This is a genomic window from Mesorhizobium sp. L103C119B0 (genome assembly GCF_000502235.1).
GTDB lineage: Bacteria > Pseudomonadota > Alphaproteobacteria > Rhizobiales > Rhizobiaceae > Mesorhizobium.
In genome coordinates this window covers 284831-298317 of record NZ_AYXE01000001.1, presented here as the reverse complement: position 1 = coordinate 298317, position 13487 = coordinate 284831, and the positions used below count along the sequence as shown (strand labels likewise).

The window sequence follows — 13487 nt, the reverse complement described above, 5'->3', positions numbered from 1 at the left end:
CCCGGCGCCTTCGGATAGTGCCACCATTAGGATATCCCAGCTCGTCGCGTTCGCTCGCGCCGACGCCGGCCCAGTGTTTCCGGACCAGCAATGTCTTCAGCTGCCATGTCTTCAAACCTCAATGTCAGGCGAAAACGCGGCCGCCGTAGAAACTCGGCGGCCGCCAATGGCGACGCTATATTCGCCCGAGAACAACCAGAATGATCACGATGATCAGCACCAGCCCGAGGCCACCGCCGCCATAGTAACCAGTGCCGTAGAACGGGCCGCCGCCGAGGCCGCTGAAGCCGCCGAGCAACGCGATGATCAGGATGATAATAAGAATGGTACCCAGGCCCATATGCCGTCTCCTTCGCTGCCGCGCCGTTCACGGCGCGGCTCGAAGAACTAAACTCCCAGCAAGCCTTCCTGTTCCCCGGCGATTTTCATCCGACGGCTAAGGAACGAAAGCCATCATGACGGCGTTTGCTGAGGTTCAGGCGCAAGCTGCGCGTGCATCGCGCGCCAGGCGGCGCGTAGAATTCAGAATTTACGCGGGATTGCCCTTTAGGCGGCCGGCCGCTCCTCCACCTGAACGCGCGGCAGGCGTGACGCCGGGCTTACGCTGGAAGGCGAGCTGAAACGTGTCGTCATCTGAAGCCGAATTGGTCGACGACGAGTTTTGGCCCCGCACCATTCCCAGTCGAGCTGAACCGGCAGCAGCTCACGTCGCCTTGCCGGCCGGCGCGCCTATGTCTTCCTCGGCAATATCGTCGAACGATGCGTAGTTCATGTTGTAGAGCCTGGCATAGAGGCCCTTGGCCGCCATCAGCTGCTCGTGGTTGCCGCTTTCGACGATCTCGCCGTTCTGTAAAACGATGATGCGATCGGCGCCGCGTATGGTCGCCAGCCGATGCGCGATGACCAGCCCGGTGCGGCCTTCCAGCAGCGTGACCAGCGCCTTCTGGATCAGCATCTCGGTGTAGGAATCGATGCTCGCCGTGGCCTCGTCGAGCACCAGGATTTTTGCGTCGGCGACCAGCGCCCGGGCGAAACTGATCAGCTGGCGCTGGCCGAGGGACAGATTGCCGCCGCGCTGTTCGAGCTCGGTGTCGTAGCCATCGGGCAAATGCTTGATGAAGTCGTGCGCGCCGACGGCCTGCGCGGCGCGCACCACCTCCTCGCGGGTAGCCGATGTCTTGTGGTAGCGGATGTTCTCCAGCACCGTGCCGGAAAAAAGGAACGGCTCCTGCAACACCATCGCCACCTGGTCGCCGAGCGAATCCTGCGTCACGTCGCGCACGTCGTGGCCGCCGACCCGCACCTCGCCCGACCAGACATCATAGAAGCGGTGCACCAGCGCCATGCAGCTCGACTTGCCCGAACCGGTGGGGCCGACAAGCGCAACCGTCTCGCCCGGATTGACGCGGAAGGAGATGTTTTTCAGCACCGGCTGGTTCTGCCGGTAGCCGAAGGTGACGTTCCTGAACTCGACCGAACCGTCCATGTCGCGCGTCAGCGTCACCGCGCCCTGTCTGTCGCTGACGTCGACCGGTACGTCCAGCACTTCGGAGATGCGTTGGCCCGACGCCATGGCGCGCTGCATGACCGAGTACTGCATGGTGAGCGAGCGGATCGGGTCGAAGAAGCGCTGGATATAGAACAGGAACGCCACCATGACGCCGATGTCGAGGCTGTGCGACAGCACCATCGAGCCGCCGACGACGATCACGGTTGCCATCGCAATGCCGGTCAGCGTGTCGACGATCGGCACCATCACCTGCGCATATTTGGCCGAGGTCAGGTGAGCCCTGAGATTGGCCAGCACCTTCTCGTCATAAAGGTCGAAATTGACGTGCTGGCGCTCCAGGCTCTGCACCGTGCGAACGCCATGGATGCCTTCGGCCAGCGCGCCATTGGCGATCGAGTTGGTCTCATGCGCGGCCATGAAGGCGACCTTGGCGCGCGGCAGCCAGAACAGGCGCACGATGAACAACGCCGGCATGGTCGACAGCGTCAGCAGACCGAGCCGGAAATCGAGCCACAAAAGCACGCTGACGATGCCGAACATCAGCACGATGTCGCCCACCGACATCACCGAGGTCTCGAGGAATTCCTGCATGGAATTGACATCGCCCTGCAGGCGCGACATCAACCGTCCCACTTCGGTCTTGTCCATGAAGCTCAGCGACACACGCTGCAGATGGCTGAACATGGCGCGGCGCAAATCCGACAGCACATTCTCGGCCACCTTGCCGACGACACTTTCCTGGACATAGCTGGCGCCATAGTTGATCAGGATGATCAGAGCGAAGGCGCCGATCGCCCAGTTCATCACCGAGCGGTCGGCCTTGCCAGCGGCCATGCCGTGGTCGATGGCGTAACGGATGACCAGCGGGATCGCCAATTGCGTCAGCGTGAACACCAGCACGGCGGCAACCGAGATGAAGACCCGGCCCTGATACGGTTTCACGAAGCTCCAGATGCGGCGCAGGATACGCGGATCGTAGACCTTGCCGAAGACCTCTTCCTCGTCGCGGTGCGAACCGACAACGGCCCTGGTGGGCCGCCGGCTGGTGTCTTCCTTCTGGTCGTCGTTCTGTGTCGACATCATGCGGCTCCCACCGCCACCGGCAAATCGTCGTCCGGCCGCAGCTGCAGGTCGTAAAGCGCGCGGTAGCGTCCGCCGAGCGCCAGCAATTCCTGGTGCGTGCCGCGCTCGGCGATGCGGCCATTCTCGACGAACAGGATCTGGTCGGCATGCATCAGCGAGCTCAGCCGGTGCGAGATGATCAGCGTCACGCGGTCCTTGGCGAAACGCTTCATCGCGGTGCGGATTCGCTGCTCGGTGCCGGCGTCGACAGCCGCGGTGGAATCGTCGAAGACCAGCACCGAAGGCCGCAGCATCAGGGTGCGGGCGATGGTCAGGCGCTGCCGCTGGCCGCCGGAAAGCGATGACCCGCGCTCGCCCACGACCGTGGTGTAGCCGGCCGGAAGCCCGATGATGTAATTGTGCAGCTGGGCGTATTCAGCCGCCTGCCCGATGCGGGTCTCGCGCGCCCACGGATTGCCATAGGCGATGTTGTTTTCGATCGAGGTGGTGAACAGGAAAGCGTCCTGCTGCACGACGCCGACCGCCTTGCGCAGCGATTGCAGCGTGACCTCGCGGATATCTTGCCGGTCAATCGTGATCGCGCCCGACGTCACGTCGTAGAAGCGCGGGATCAGATGCGCGATGGTCGACTTGCCGCTGCCCGGCGGGCCGACAATGCCGACGGTCTCGCCGGACCTGGCCTCGAAGGAAATGCCCGACAGCGCCGGCCGGCCGCCGGCGCCCACGTAGCGGAAGCCGACATTGTCGAAGCGCAGCACGCCTTCGGTGACCACGAGATCCTTGGCATCAGGCGCATCCTCGATGTCAAGTTCGGCGTCAAGCAGTTCGAACAGCCTTGTGCCGCAGGTCGAGGCGCGGGCGAACGAGTTGACCATCAGCCCGAGCTGGCGCACCGGCATCTGCAGGATGGTCATGAAGGTGAGGAACTGCGCCAGCGTGCCGACGCTGATCTGGCCCGCGATCACCTTCTGGCCACCGAACCACAGCACCAGGCCCATGGCCGCCAGGAAGGAAAAATTCATGGCGCTGGTGTTAGAGACGCGGATGTCGACGCGCTGGTCGGCAAGCTCCAGCGCCGACTTCTTGGCGCGGTCGAATTTTTCCAGCTCATGCCGCTGCGCCGCAAAGGCGCGCACGACGCGGATTCCGCCGAGGTTCTCGTCCATCACCCGGCTCAGCACTGACAGCCGCTCCTGCAGCGTCAGCCAGGTGCTGCGCAGCCTGAGCTGTGTGACCGAGGAGCGCCAGGCGACGAACGGCACGAAACTCAGACTGAGCAGCCCGAGCTCGAGATCGGTGCTGATCAGGAGATAGGAGCCGACGCCGATCAGCACGCCGAGCAGCACCACGCGCAATATGCCGGTGGAAAAGAACATGCGCACGCCGTCGAGGTCGAGCAGGCCAAGCGTAATCAGGTCGCCGGTATGCACCCGGTCATGGAAGGAGAAGCTCAGCCGCTGGATCTTCTCGTAGAAGGCCAGGCGCAGCTCATAGCCGGTGCGGTGGCCAACGGCCTCGCCATAATAATTCTGCGCCATGGTGAAGAGGCCGCGCAGAATGCTGACGACGAGCAAGGTGATCGCCGTCGTCCACAGCGCCTGCTCAGCCGCCGCGCCGCCGCCTCCAGCCATCACGCCTTGCGCCTGGTCGATGGCGTGGCCCAGCAGGCGCGGGATGAACAGCTGCAGCGTCGCGGCGATAAAGGTCGAGGCGATGGTGATCGCAACCTGCCAGGGATGGCGCAGCGTCATGCGCACGATGCGCAGCAGCGTGCTGAGGCCCTTGCCCCAAGACGCCTCCGCCACATGGGCAAACGATTTGCCGCGCTTCGCCGCGCCGCTGGTTGCGTCCATTGCCAAGGAAAATATCCAATCCGGTCCGGACATTAGCCCAGACGAATGAAGAAGACTCAGTTTCAGATGCCGCGATGGTACGCCTCCATTTTGACCGTTCAAGGGCCAATGGCGGTATCGCACTGTGCCTGGAAGGGGCTGATCGTCCGCGGCTGCCTAAGCCCGAGTCGGCGTTAGAAGCGGCTGGTCGTCACTTTAGGCCGATTGAAAAGATGCGAGCATGCACCAGCCACCATCATGCCCGACCTCGACCAATATGGTCCGCCGCGGGACCGAGCGCAGTGAGCAGCGCCTTGCCGCTTTCCAGCGTCGCATTCTCATGCGGCGCGCGCAGGTTGAGCCAGCGTTTGTCGCCGGAGCGCACCGCCAGCACGGCCTTCATTGCCGGGATCAGGCCTGCATCCTGGATCACCTTGCGGAACGCCCTGATCGCGGCGTCCGCTTCCCTGACGTCTTGGCCAGCGATCGTCGCGTCGTAGAGGGCGCGGATGGCCGCAGCGTTGAGATTGACGGTCGCGGAGATACAGCCCGCAGCACCACTGGCGAGCCCCTTGGTCAGTTGCGCCTCCGAGCTGGGGAACACCGCGACGTCGGGTGCGGCGGCAATCACCGCCGCCGTGTTGTTCCAGTCGCCGGCGCTATCCTTGTAGGCGACGACCGTCTCTGGAAACGCCGCGCTCAACCGGGCGGTCAGGGCAGGGCTTACCGGCGCGCCGGAGTTCTGCGGGATGTGGTAGAGGATCATCTTCAGCGCCGGGTTGGCCACCCTTTCGATCAGCTCGCTGTAGTAGCGCGCCTGGCCATCGTCCCCGGCGGCCGTGTAGAAGAACGATGGCAGCACCATCACGGCGGCGCAGCCGAGGCCGACCGCGTGCTTCGACAGTTCGACGGTTTCGGGCAGTGCGGTGACGCCGGTGCCGGGCATCATGCGCCCCGGCGAAATGCCTGATGCAACCAGCCATTCCAGCGCCTGCATGCGCTCGTTGAGCGAGAGCGACAGTGCCTCGCCCGTGGTGCCGAACGGCGACAAGAAATGCGCGCCCTGGCCCAGCACCCATTTGGCATGTGAGATCCACAGGTCACGGGCAATGCGGCCATCGTTCTCGAACGGCGTCAGGATCGGGGCGATGGTTCCTTGCGGGCGGGGCATGTCGGTCCTTCCATCGGTGCTGGAAATCAGCTTGGCATAGAGCATACGTGCGATGCGATCTGCCAGAGGCGATCTCTTGGGCCACCGCGCCGGCCGTGAGAAAACTTGCGGGTCATTGCCGCGAAATTCTGGCCCCTGGTCTGCCGCAACCAGATGACGCCGGCGTCAATGGGTTGCAAATGGACCGGGGTTGCAAATGGACCGGGGTTGCAAATGGACCAGGGTTGCAAATGGACCAGCCAAGCCCGAAATGTCGAACAGAGACAGATCTGGAAACGGCATGCATCCACGATTGCTCAAGACCTTCCTCGCCGTGGCGCGGCACCGCAACATCACCCGCGCAGCGCGGGAGGTTCATCTGGCGCAGTCGAGCGTCAGCGACCAGATCCAGTCGCTGGAAAGCGAACTTGGTGTCGTCCTCTTCATCCGCTCGCGCCACGGCCTCGAGCTGACGACGGCCGGCGGCGCGCTGAAACCCTATGCGGAAGAGATTCTGCAAATGGCGGAGGAGGCGCGTATTGCCGTCGAGGCAACGACGGGAATGACCGCCGGAACGGTTACGGTCGGCGCGCTGGAGACGATTGCCACCGTCAGACTTCCGCAATGGCTGGCGGCCTTTCGAGGCGACCACCCGGAGATCGGTCTGCGGCTGAAAATCGCCGGCAGCGATGCCCTGCTGCGGCAGCTCGAAGAGAGCGNCGACCACCCGGAGATCGGTCTGCGGCTGAAAATCGCCGGCAGCGATGCCCTGCTGCGGCAGCTCGAAGAGAGCGAGATCGACGTCGCCTTCTGTTTCGACAAGGGCGGTCTGGACGAACGTCTGGCCCGGCGCACGATATTGGCCGAGCCGCTGGTCCTTGTCGCATCAGCTGAGCATGCGGCCGCATCGCGACAGAACGACCTGGCCGCGCTCGCCGCGATGAGTTTCGTGGTGACGGAAACCGGATGCGTCTACCGGCATCTGTTCGACACTGCCTTTGCCGAGATTGCAGCGCCAGAACTTGCCGCCGAAGTCGGCAGCATCGGCGCCATTGGGGGCCTGGTGGCGACTGGTGTCGGCGTGAGCCTGGTGCCGCGGCTGGCCGTTGCCGACGCGCTCGATCGCGGCGAGATCGTCGAATTGCCATGGCCGGGTCCGGCCCGCACGGCGTCGCTGGTCATGATCTGGCGCCGCCGGCGCGTCCAGCCGCCGGCGCTGAAACTGCTGCTGGCGGCCGCGGCCAGGAATTTCGCTGCGCTCAGATCAGCCGGTGACCGCCCTCGACATGCAGAACCGTCCCTGTCGTAAAACCGTTGCCCATCAGAAAGGCGATGGCATCGGCAATGTCGTCCGGCTGTCCGACGCGGCCGACCGGCAGGCGCCTGGCTATTGCATCGAGCGTCTCGTCCTTCTTGTCGCCGGCCACAAAACTCCAGATCGGCGTGTCGACCCAGCCCGGCGAGACGGCGTTGACACGGACCGGCGCCAGCTCGACCGCCAGCGCCCGCACCAACCCTTCCAGCGCAGCGTTGACAGCGGCAACGACCGAGCCGCGCGCCGCCGGCCGGTAGGCGGCAATGCCTGAGGTGAAGGTGATGGAGCCGTTGGCCGAAAGCTGCGGCGCGCCATGCTTGGCGAGCAGCAGCGGCCCGTAGAATTTGCTTTCGACGACCCGCTGCGCCGCCTTCAGGTCGACTGAAGGCAATAGCTCATAGGCGCCTTCGATGTCGGCGGCGGTGCTGACAATATGGTCGAGCCGGCCAATTCGCTTGAACAGGTCAGCGACCTGATCCTCCCTGGCGATATCGGCCGCGACGGCGCTCAAAGCGGAAGGGTTCTGCAGCGCCTCGCCGGCACGCTTGAGCCTGGCTTCACTGCGGCTGACGATGATGACTTCGGCGCCTGAGTCCAGGCACCGCCTTGCCAACGCCAGCCCCATTCCGGAGCTGCCGCCAATGATAGCGATTTTCGATTTTGCGATGTCTGCCATGTTTCCGTTCCTGTCCTGAACCGCTCCGGCGAGAGTCGCAGACCGGCGGCAGGAGTGGAAACGGAAGAAAGCGATAGTGCCATCGGAGGCTCCGATGGCACTATCGTCGATAGGAACCGACGCGGGCCGCTCCGTCGAGTGCCCGCCTGTCAATGAAGTGCGCTCAGTAGCCGACCGTAAAGCGCTGCTTGATATGCGCCGGCTTTTCGATCTCGTCAGCCATGACGATGGCGTAGTCCTCGAAGGAAATGCTGCTGCCCTTGTCGGACGTCAGCAGCGTGTCCTTGCCGATGCGGTATTTGCCGGTCCGCTCGCCGGCGACGAACAGCGCCGAAGGCGACAGCAAGGTCCAGTCGAGATCGTCGACCGTCCGCAGCGTGTCGAGGAAGTCGGCGCCCTTCTGCGCCTCGGCCTTGTAGATATCAGGGAAGGTCGGCGTGTCGACCAGGCGCTTGCCGGGCGCAACCTCAAGGCTGCCGGCGCCGCCGACGACGAGGTAGCGTTTGACGCCGGAAGCACGCACGGCTGCGATGAGCGTATCGGGATCGCTGTCGAGGAAATGAACCGAGGAGATCACCGCGTCATGACCCTTGATCAGGGCGGCAAGGCCATCCTTGTCGAAGACGTCGCCCTTCTTGGCAGTCACGCCCGGAAGTGCCGCGATCTTGTCTGGATGCCGGGCAATGGCGGTGATGCTGTGCCCGCGATCGGAGAGTTCCTTAAGCAGGCGGGAGCCGACCTGGCCGGACGCGCCGATAAGTGCGATTTTCATGGGGATTTTCCTTTCGTCTGGGGAGAATTTCATCTGGGGAGAATTTCTGGGATTACGCCGCCTCGATGTGAGCGACGAGATTGTCGTAGCTGCCGAACAGCGCGTTGGCGCCGATCAGGCGCGGCGCCGTTTGGCCGATCACCGCCAGCGCGGGAACGCCATTGGCATGCAGCCGTTGGAACAACATCCGCCCGCGGCTGACCAGGTCGTGATGCTTCGCCAGAAACGGCTGCGTCGGCGCTTTCAAGAGCTTTGCCGCGTCGCTCATGCCGGCGTCGGTCAGTACCGCGGCGACGCCGTCAACCGTCACAATATCGCGGCCGTCGACATAGCGCGCATGCTGGATCGCCTCCAGTGCCGCAAGTTCCTGGCGCCAGTCGTCCAGCCCGGCGGCGTTGATGCCCATGGTGGCAGCGGAAGAATCGAGCAAGGTGCCGCTGACATTGAGCACATTGTCGAGATAGGCCTGGCTGAAGCGCTGTCCGCTCAGCCGCGCGATGCGCTGGTCATTGTCCCAGGCGTGGGCGGCAAAACCTGTATCCAGCGGCCGCGCGCCGGCACCGGAGAAAAGCCCCACCGGCAGCAGTTGGAGCGCGGTCCCGCCGGCGGCCAGTCGATCAAGCATCGGCGTGGCGCCATAGCACCAACCGCAGAGCGGGTCGAAAAGATAGGTTAGGGTTGCATTGGTCATGGCGGCCTCATTCTGTTGCCCGATAGATGACAGCTGGACCGCTTGCGAAAAATAGCGATCAATCATACAAACTGTCTGATAAAATCAGACAATGAGTGGCCTGTGACCGAACTCCTCAATCTCAATCGGCTCGTCTACTTCGCCACCGTGGTGGAGACCGGCTCGTTCACGGCCGCTGCCGACCGTCTCGATGTTGCCAAGGCTGTGGTCAGCCATCAGGTCGGCAAGCTCGAAGAAGAGCTTGGCGCCACGCTGTTGCGGCGCACGACCCGGCGCGTGACGGCGACCGAAGAGGGTCGTCTGTTCTATGACCGGACCGCGATCATCCTGCGCGAGGCGGAGGCAGCCTATGGCGACATTTCGCAGCGAGCGGCGCAGCCGACGGGGACGCTGCGGCTGACGGCGCCGCTCGATTATGGCGAGAAGGTCGTGGCGCCGACCATCGCCGCCTACATCAGAAAATACCCGAAAATGCGGGTCGAGACGATCTTCGACGATGCGGTCAGCAACCTGGTCGACGAGCAGATCGATCTTGGCATCCGCGTCGGCTGGCTTGCCGATTCCAGCAATCTGGCGCGGCGGCTGGGCAGCCTGCAGCAATTCGTCGTCGCCAGCCCGGAACTGGCCGCCAGGCTGCCTGGGGAAGCCAGCCCCAGGCAGGCGAAGTCGCTGCCCTGGGTCGGCAACGCCCAGTTGCGCGGGGTCGGCCAATGGCTGTTCTCGAGGGGCACGGAAACGGTGCTGGCCGAACTCAACCCCGTCGTCAGCTGCGACAAGACACCAGGCGTGCTGTCCTGCGTGCTGGCCGGCATCGGCCTCGGCATCTTTCCGGATTACAGTGTCGCCGACGACATTGCGCGCGGCCGGCTGGTGCGGGTGTTCGCGGACTGGACCTTGCCGTCCGGTGGCATCCATGCCGTCTTCCCGCCGGCGCGCTTCAGGCCGGCCAAGGTGCGCGCTTTCGTCGACCTCCTGGTTGCAGCCGAACGGCGGCGCGCGCGCAGTGCGGGCTGATTTCGGCACCAGCCGGCAATGGCGGCGAGGGAACCTTTGTTCGGCAGGCGCTTTTGGATATGCTGCGATTCCGAACCGTCAGAAGGGGTACTGCCGATGACCACCAAGATCTTTGCGACCTGCATGCTCGCTCTCGCTGTCGGCTGCAGCCTGTCCACAGCGGGTGTCGCCAAGGACAAGCATCGCCATCGTCAGCCAGAACCCGAACGCTACGTCCCCGCCCATCGCGACCTCATCTACGCCCTGTTCGGCGGCCCGCGCTACTATGACAAAATGCTGATCACCACGGCGGCCGGCCCGTGCTCTTACGACCGGGTCGGGCCGGACGCGAATGCGCTGAACAAGGTCAACGATCACCATTGCGGAAAGTAGATTGGTCCCAAAGGCGGGGTCCTGCGTCCCAGGGTTACCGGATGACGGCCGCCGCGAACACGATAGAGACAGTCGATGACCGCTGGTGAGAAATGGTCTCCGTCCGAAAAGAAAGTCGCCCGCACTGCCTATGACGCAGCGCTGAAGGTGGCGCTCGACAAGACGTTGGCTGAACTCAAGAGCAGGGCCCACGTTGCGGCAACGCCTTCCGAAATATGGGATGTCGAAGACTTTCTGCGGCAGCAGCGACGGAAGATAGACCAGATGTTCGACTATCGCTATTCACAGCTAATACAGGTCTTCGCCAATCAAGGCTATCTCGAGGAGAGTCTCCTTGTTGGCTTGTCGGAAGACAAGCGGCAAACGATCCGAAAATACGCCAGCTGGAATCGCGAAGGGTAGGGGTCCTCTTCGGGGACCTTGGCGCTGCATTCAAAACTGGACTATTCACCATCTTCGCGCGCGCCGCGCAGCTCGAGTTCAGCCATGGCGTGCCTCCGTGGCATCGGCGGTCGCGCCTCTGTCCTTGTCGTCCTGCGCCATCGCCAGCGGCGCACCCGGTTCGCCTTCCCACAGGATCAGGCTCGCGGCGCCGATCAGCCCGGCGCGGTCGCCGAGTTCAGCCTGCACGACCGGCACGTCGCGATATGCCGGCATCGCTCGCTGCTGGATGACCGCTCTGATCGACGGTGCCAGAAGGTCGAACCCGTTGGAAAGGCCGCCACCCATGACAATCAGATCGGGCGAATAGAGATGCAAGAGATTGGTGAAGCCGATGCCCAGCCATTTTGCTTCCGCCTCGATCAGGTCGAGAGCGTTGGCGTCGCCGGCCTTGGCAGCCTCTACGACATGCCTGGCCGAGACGTCACCGTCATTTGACAGCCGTCGTAAGAGCGAGCCGTCGCCGGGCGCGGTCAATCGCGTCGCGCGGCGGCCAAGCGCGGTTCCCGATGCGACAGCCTCGAAGCAGCCGATGGCGCCGCAGAAGCAGCGGTCGCCTTCGCCGGTGATGGTCATGTGGCCGATCTCAGCCGCCAGTCCGCGCCTGCCGTGATAGATGTGGCCATCGGCGACGACGCCGCCGCCAATGCCGGTCGATACGGTCACGAACACCAGCGATCCGCTGCCGCGTCCGGCGCCAAAACGCCATTCGCCGAGCGCCGCCGCATTGGCGTCGTTTTCCAGCCGCACCGGCAGGCCGAAATGCTGCCCCAGAATGTCGATCAGCGGCACGTCGTGCCAGCCGGCCAGCGTCGGCGGCGCGATCACGATGCCCGCCTTGGGGTCGAGCGGTCCCGGCGCGCCGACGCCGATGCCGGCGACGTTTGCCTGCGGGTGTTCCCTAAGCAGCGTGCCTGCCAGAGCGACGATCTGGCCGATCACCGCCTCGGATCCCGCACCGGCAAGCGTCGGCGCTGAAGCATGAGCGACGATGCGGCCATCGCTTTCGACCAGCGCACCGCGCAGCGCCGTGCCGCCGAGATCGAAGGCCAGCGCAAGCTTGGTCATCAGGCGGCGACCTCCAGCCCGTGCAGCCAGGCCATGCGCCGGGCAAGGTCGGGATCGCCGAAGGCCAGCGAGCCCAGCACCACGGTCTCCGCACCTGCGGCGCGCAGTAAGGGCACGGTCTCGTGGCGGATGCCGCCATCGGCGGCGAGCACGATGTCGGCCTCGCGGCCGGCTTTGCGCATCAGCACGCGCGCCTCGATCAGGCGCGGACACGCCTGCTCCGACAGGCTTTGGCCCTTGACGCCGATGGAAGTGCCGAGCAGCGTCACGAACGCCACTTCCGGCAGGAAGGGCGTGACGGCCGCGACCGGTGTTTCCAGCCGCAGCACCACGCCGGCCTCGGCCCCGAGTTCACGCGCCAGTCTCACGGCGCGCAGACCGGTCTCGCCGTTTTCGGCGTGCACACTGATCAGGTCGGCGCCGGCCTCGATGAACTGGCGCGTCTGTTCCTCGACGATCTCGGCTTCGACCATCAAATGGACATGGATAGGCTTTGCGGTGAGCTTGGCGATGTGCGCCACCAGGTCCGGGAAGAACAGGAAGCCAGGGGTGAAGCGGGCATCGGCGACGTCGATATGATGGACATCGGCATGGGTCTCGATGCGCTTCAAATCGCGCTCCATATTGGCGAGGTCGGCCGACCACAGCGAAAACTCGCCGATAAGCCGGTTGCGCGGCAGGGCGGCAATTGCTGCGGGGCCGGACAGGGGCTTGTTCGTCGTCATCGTCTCAGGCTCCGTAGCCGCGCATTGTCTGGCGGTTGGTTTTGACGGCGCCGGCAGGGTCGGCGGCGGCCGTTTCGGACTCTTCCTCCAGCACCAGCCAGCCGTTGAAATTGGGTGCAGCACCAGCGATCTCGATCACCTTCGCCGTGTCACAGACGCCCTTGCCGAGCATCGCCCAGGTTCCATTCGCGTCGACATCCTTCAGATGCACATAGCGGATGCGGTCGCGATAAGTGGTGAGCGTATCCGCCATGTCCTGGCCACCGCGCAAGATGTGGCCGGTGTCGGGCACCCAGCCCACCAGCGAGGCGTCGAGCAGCCCGAAGATGCGGTCGTAGTCGGCGCGGTCGAACAGCAGCGTGTTGTGATGCGAGCTTGGATGCACCGCGACCTGGACGCCGGCCTCGCGCCCGAGCTCGCCGGCTTTGTTGTAGACCTCGGCGGCGATGGCAAACTTGTCGTCGCGCGGCCCGTCGGAAACGATCGTGGCCGAGCCCATCGACACCAGCGCGCCGGGAAAGGCGGCGGCGAAGTCGATCCAGCGTTTGGCGGTCTCCAGGTCGGCGCCGATCTCATCCCTGAGCGTGAAACCGCTCTTGGAGCCGAAGGCGAAGGAGACGAGCGTCAGCCCGGATGACTTCAGCGCGGCGGCGAACTCCGCTGGCTTGGCGGCATAGCGGCCGATCATCGTGTCGGTGATCTCGATGCCGGCATAGCCGCCATCGGCGATCGCCTTGAGCAGATCGTCCGGGCCGCCGCCAAAACGGTCGCCGAGCATTTCCCAGGTAAAGGTCTGGCAACCGACTTCCAGGTCTTTCACGGTCATCCTTTCATTCCT

The 13487-nt window shown here is 64.4% G+C and carries 14 protein-coding genes; 4 read left to right on the top strand and 10 right to left on the bottom strand.

Annotated elements, in window-relative coordinates:
• Positions 1–175: 175 nt before the first annotated feature.
• The 4 genes from X728_RS1000000168185 to X728_RS164760 form a co-directional block, all read right to left on the bottom strand.
• The gene (locus tag X728_RS1000000168185) at positions 176–340 is read right to left on the bottom strand and encodes a DUF3309 family protein (RefSeq protein ID WP_023667887.1); all 165 of its coding nucleotides are present in this window, start codon (positions 338–340) and stop codon (positions 176–178) included.
• Positions 341–703: 363 nt separating this feature from the next.
• Positions 704–2590 carry an ABC transporter ATP-binding protein gene (locus X728_RS164750; protein WP_023830378.1) on the bottom strand — a complete coding sequence of 629 codons (1887 nt, stop codon included), beginning with the start codon at positions 2588–2590 and terminating at the stop codon, positions 704–706.
• Positions 2590–4452 (bottom strand): ABC transporter ATP-binding protein, encoded by a 1863-nt coding sequence (locus X728_RS164755; protein WP_023830377.1) that lies wholly within the window; start codon positions 4450–4452, stop codon positions 2590–2592. The genes X728_RS164750 and X728_RS164755 overlap by 1 nt, the downstream gene beginning before the upstream one ends.
• Positions 4453–4681: 229 nt before the next feature.
• Entirely contained in the window at positions 4682–5596 is a 915-nt protein-coding gene (locus X728_RS164760) for a dihydrodipicolinate synthase family protein (protein WP_023830376.1), read from the bottom strand.
• Between the two features lie 280 nt (positions 5597–5876).
• On the opposite strand from X728_RS164760, the gene X728_RS164765 reads away from it, so the two are divergent.
• The gene (locus X728_RS164765) at positions 5877–6884 is read left to right on the top strand and encodes a LysR family transcriptional regulator (RefSeq protein WP_023830375.1); all 1008 of its coding nucleotides are present in this window, start codon (positions 5877–5879) and stop codon (positions 6882–6884) included.
• Here the strand turns inward: X728_RS164765 and X728_RS164770 are convergent.
• The 3 genes from X728_RS164770 to X728_RS164780 all read right to left on the bottom strand — a co-directional run bounded on the left by X728_RS164770 (position 6835) and on the right by X728_RS164780 (position 9029).
• On the bottom strand, positions 6835–7566 hold the full coding sequence (locus X728_RS164770) for an SDR family oxidoreductase (RefSeq protein ID WP_023830374.1): 732 nt from the start codon (positions 7564–7566) through the stop codon (positions 6835–6837). The genes X728_RS164765 and X728_RS164770 overlap by 50 nt on opposite strands.
• A 163-nt stretch (positions 7567–7729) precedes the next feature.
• Positions 7730–8338, bottom strand: coding sequence for an NAD(P)-dependent oxidoreductase (locus X728_RS164775; RefSeq protein ID WP_023667893.1), 609 nt, complete (start codon positions 8336–8338; stop codon positions 7730–7732).
• A 52-nt stretch (positions 8339–8390) separates the two neighbouring features.
• Positions 8391–9029: a DsbA family protein gene (locus X728_RS164780; RefSeq protein ID WP_023830373.1), complete on the bottom strand. Its 639-nt coding sequence runs from the start codon at positions 9027–9029 to the stop codon at positions 8391–8393.
• Positions 9030–9131: 102 nt separating this feature from the next.
• Here X728_RS164780 and X728_RS164785 point away from each other — a divergent pair, with 102 nt between their 5' ends.
• The 3 genes from X728_RS164785 (at position 9132) to X728_RS164795 (ending at position 10817) form a co-directional block, all read left to right on the top strand.
• Positions 9132–10043 carry a LysR substrate-binding domain-containing protein gene (locus tag X728_RS164785; protein WP_023699792.1) on the top strand — a complete coding sequence of 304 codons (912 nt, stop codon included), beginning with the start codon at positions 9132–9134 and terminating at the stop codon, positions 10041–10043.
• A gap of 96 nt (positions 10044–10139) precedes the next feature.
• Positions 10140–10415 carry a hypothetical protein gene (locus X728_RS164790; RefSeq protein ID WP_023732219.1) on the top strand — a complete coding sequence of 92 codons (276 nt, stop codon included), beginning with the start codon at positions 10140–10142 and terminating at the stop codon, positions 10413–10415.
• A gap of 75 nt (positions 10416–10490) precedes the next feature.
• Positions 10491–10817, top strand: a complete 327-nt coding sequence (locus tag X728_RS164795; protein ID WP_023830372.1) for a hypothetical protein — start codon at positions 10491–10493, stop codon at positions 10815–10817.
• 78 nt (positions 10818–10895) lie between these two features.
• On the opposite strand, the gene X728_RS164800 is transcribed toward X728_RS164795, so the two are convergent.
• Genes X728_RS164800 through X728_RS164810 form a run of 3 tightly spaced genes read right to left on the bottom strand, consistent with a single transcriptional unit; the run spans position 10896 to position 13475 of the window.
• On the bottom strand, positions 10896–11924 hold the full coding sequence (locus tag X728_RS164800) for an ROK family protein (protein ID WP_023732218.1): 1029 nt from the start codon (positions 11922–11924) through the stop codon (positions 10896–10898).
• Positions 11924–12649, bottom strand: a complete 726-nt coding sequence (locus tag X728_RS164805) for a ribulose-phosphate 3-epimerase (protein ID WP_023807540.1) — start codon at positions 12647–12649, stop codon at positions 11924–11926. The genes X728_RS164800 and X728_RS164805 overlap by 1 nt, the downstream gene beginning before the upstream one ends.
• 4 nt (positions 12650–12653) lie before the next feature.
• Positions 12654–13475 (bottom strand): sugar phosphate isomerase/epimerase, encoded by an 822-nt coding sequence (locus X728_RS164810; RefSeq protein ID WP_023830371.1) that lies wholly within the window; start codon positions 13473–13475, stop codon positions 12654–12656.
• Positions 13476–13487: the final 12 nt, after the last annotated feature.

Excerpts from the sequence above, each read along its gene's own strand:
- X728_RS164795 (WP_023830372.1), top strand. The coding sequence starts at position 10,491 with ATGACCGCTGGTGAGAAATGGTCTCCGTCCGAAAAGAAAGTCGCCCGC.
- X728_RS164775 (WP_023667893.1), bottom strand. The coding sequence starts at position 8,338 with ATGAAAATCGCACTTATCGGCGCGTCCGGCCAGGTCGGCTCCCGCCTG.
- X728_RS164800 (WP_023732218.1), bottom strand. The coding sequence starts at position 11,924 with ATGACCAAGCTTGCGCTGGCCTTCGATCTCGGCGGCACGGCGCTGCGC.
- X728_RS164805 (WP_023807540.1), bottom strand. The coding sequence starts at position 12,649 with ATGACGACGAACAAGCCCCTGTCCGGCCCCGCAGCAATTGCCGCCCTG.
- X728_RS164810 (WP_023830371.1), bottom strand. The coding sequence starts at position 13,475 with ATGACCGTGAAAGACCTGGAAGTCGGTTGCCAGACCTTTACCTGGGAA.
- X728_RS164760 (WP_023830376.1), bottom strand. The coding sequence starts at position 5,596 with ATGCCCCGCCCGCAAGGAACCATCGCCCCGATCCTGACGCCGTTCGAG.
- X728_RS164750 (WP_023830378.1), bottom strand. The coding sequence starts at position 2,590 with ATGTCGACACAGAACGACGACCAGAAGGAAGACACCAGCCGGCGGCCC.
- X728_RS1000000168185 (WP_023667887.1), bottom strand. The coding sequence starts at position 340 with ATGGGCCTGGGTACCATTCTTATTATCATCCTGATCATCGCGTTGCTC.
- X728_RS164780 (WP_023830373.1), bottom strand. The coding sequence starts at position 9,029 with ATGACCAATGCAACCCTAACCTATCTTTTCGACCCGCTCTGCGGTTGG.
- X728_RS164790 (WP_023732219.1), top strand. The coding sequence starts at position 10,140 with ATGACCACCAAGATCTTTGCGACCTGCATGCTCGCTCTCGCTGTCGGC.
- X728_RS164770 (WP_023830374.1), bottom strand. The coding sequence starts at position 7,566 with ATGGCAGACATCGCAAAATCGAAAATCGCTATCATTGGCGGCAGCTCC.